The organism is Paraconexibacter sp., assembly GCF_041602235.1.
In the GTDB taxonomy this organism is placed as follows: Bacteria; Actinomycetota; Thermoleophilia; order Solirubrobacterales; family Solirubrobacteraceae; genus Paraconexibacter.
In genome coordinates, this window is sequence record NZ_JBFIGP010000412.1 from 1 (window position 1) to 2,486 (window position 2,486).

Below are 2,486 nucleotides of genomic sequence, written 5' to 3' on the forward strand. Positions count from 1 at the left end.
GCCAGGCGCCGACGGACGCCTCGGTCAGCTCGGTCAGGACCTCGGTGAGCGCGGTCATCCGCTCTCCGTGGAACGCCGGCAGCATCAGCCGCCGCTGCTCGAGGTGCTCGTCCTCGTCCAGCAGGAGCACCGAATGGCGACCGAGGACCGGCTCGAGGATCCGGCCCCCCTCGCCGGGGTGCAGCACGTCCGGGGGCGCGGCGAACAGCTCCTTGACGTGGGCGGGATCCGTGAGGCACACGATCGGCGAGCCGACGCCAAGTCGCAGCGTGAACGTCTGGCCGTACCGCTCGCGGCAGTCCTCGAACAGCGACACCGGGTCGCGCAGCCACCGCAGCGTCTGGACGAACTCGGGGCTGGACGGGCCAGGGGGGAGCATGGCGTGAGTGTAGTTGCGCCACGGCGTCCTGGCCAGACAGCCAGTCTCGGTCGGAGGAACGCCGAGAGGGGCGAGTCCCTAATCTTCACCGACCGTGCTCTCGACGATTCTCAGTGCCTTCACCGTTGCGGAGATCCGCAAGAAGCTGCTCTTCACCGCGATGATTCTCGCCCTCTACCGGGTGGGCGCGCACATCCCGGTGCCGGGCGTCAGCCTGGAGGCCGTCCAGTCGGTGCAGGAGCAGTTCGGCGGCGGCGGCATCCTGAACCTGCTGAACGTCTTCAGCGGCGGCGGCTTGTCGCAGTTCGCGATCTTCGCGCTGGGGATCATGCCGTACATCACGGCGTCGATCATCCTGCAGCTGCTCACGGTGGTCGTCCCGTCGCTCGAGAAGCTCTCCAAGGAGGGCGAGGTCGGCCAGGCGCGCATCACCCAGTACACGCGCTACCTCACCGTCGGGCTCGCGTTCGCGCAGGCGATCGGCTTCACGTTCCTGTTCCGCAGCTTCGAGGCCAACGCGGGCCAGTCGATCGTCGAGAAGTTCGACGCGCCACACGTCTTCCTGATCGTGCTCTCCCTCACGGCGGGCACGGTCCTGCTGATGTGGATGGGCGAGCTCATCACGCAGCGCGGCATCGGCAACGGCATCTCGCTGATGATCTTCGCCTCCATCGTCAGCGGCCTGCCGAACGGCATCAGCGCCTGGTGGAACAGCCCGGACCAGGTGTTCCGGGTGATGATGCCGTTCCTGGCGCTCGCCGTCATCGCCGCGATCGTGTTCATCCAGGAGGGCCAGCGCCGCATCCCGGTGCAGTACGCCAAGCGCGTCATCGGGCGCCGCATGAGCGCCGGCGGGCAGACCTACCTGCCGTTGCGCGTGAACATGGCGGGCGTGATCCCGGTCATCTTCGCCGCGTCGATCATGGCGTTCCCGCCGACCATCGGCCAGCTCATCCAGCAGCCGTGGGCCGAGGACGTCGCCGCGTTCTTCAACCCGTCCGACGCCCCGTACCTGATCGGCGAGACGATCTTCATCATCCTCTTCACGTACTTCTACACCGCCGTCACCTTCAACCCGGTGGACCAGGCGGAGAACCTCAAGAAGTACGGCGGCTTCATCCCCGGGGTGCGCCCGGGACGGCCGACCGCGGAGTTCCTGGACCGGGTGCTGGCGCGCCTCACCTTCCCCGGCGCGCTCTATCTCGCCTCGGTCGCCGCGTTCCCGACGCTGCTCATCAACCAGACCAGCGCCAACTTCTTCTTCGGCGGGACGTCGCTGCTGATCGTGGTCGGCGTGGCGCTCGACACGATGAAGCAGCTCGAGGCCCAGTTGATGATGCGCAACTACGAGGGCTTCCTGAAGTGATGCGGGCCCTGGTCGCCACGAACGGCGACACGCCACCGCTCCCGCAGACCCGATAGCCTCACGCCCCCCGTGACCGAGCTGAACCTCATCCTCCTCGGCCCTCCCGGGGCCGGCAAGGGCACCCAGGCCGAACGGCTGCAGCAGGACTTCACGCTGGCCCACATCTCCACCGGGGAGATGCTGCGCCAGGCGAAGGCCGACGGCACCGAGATGGGCCTGAAGGCCCAGGAGTTCATGGACGCCGGCCAGCTCGTGCCCGACGAGGTCGTGATCGGCATCGCGCTGGAGCGCATCAGCAAGGACGACGCCCGCGACGGCTTCCTCCTCGACGGCTTCCCGCGCACCGTGCCGCAGGCGGAAGCGCTGGACGCCGAGATGGCCGGTCTCGAGCGGCGCATCACCGCGGCGATCCTCATCGAGGCGCCCGACGAGGACATCGTGCGCCGGATCAGCGGACGCCGCGTCAGCAAGAGCGGACGCGTCTACCACGTGGAGTTCGACCCGCCCAAGCACGAGGGCCGCTGCGACGTCGACGGCTCCGTGCTCATCCAGCGCGACGACGACAAGCCCGAGACCGTGCGCGAGCGCCTGGCCGTGTATCACCGGCAGACGGCTCCGCTGATCGAGTACTACGACGCCCAGGGTCTGCTGCGGCGGTTCGACGGCACGCGGTCACCCACCGAGGTCCACGACCACATCCGGGCGACCATCGCGACGCTGCGGCTCGAGGACGAGCTCTGA

At 68.4% G+C, this 2,486-nt stretch carries 3 protein-coding genes; 2 read left to right on the forward strand and 1 reads right to left on the reverse strand.

Features of this window, described 5'->3' with window-relative positions; genetic code table 11:
* The coding region (locus tag ABYE80_RS19750) for a cytochrome P450 (protein WP_372792019.1) at positions 1-379 on the reverse strand (379 nt) is incomplete at its 3' end.
* Positions 380-473: 94 nt separating this feature from the next.
* Between ABYE80_RS19750 and secY the strand changes: the two genes are divergently transcribed.
* Positions 474-1,745 (forward strand): preprotein translocase subunit SecY, encoded by a 1,272-nt coding sequence (gene secY / locus ABYE80_RS19755; protein ID WP_372792020.1) that lies wholly within the window; start codon positions 474-476, stop codon positions 1,743-1,745.
* Between the two features lie 78 nt (positions 1,746-1,823).
* Positions 1,824-2,486 (forward strand): adenylate kinase, encoded by a 663-nt coding sequence (locus tag ABYE80_RS19760; RefSeq protein WP_372792021.1) that lies wholly within the window; start codon positions 1,824-1,826, stop codon positions 2,484-2,486.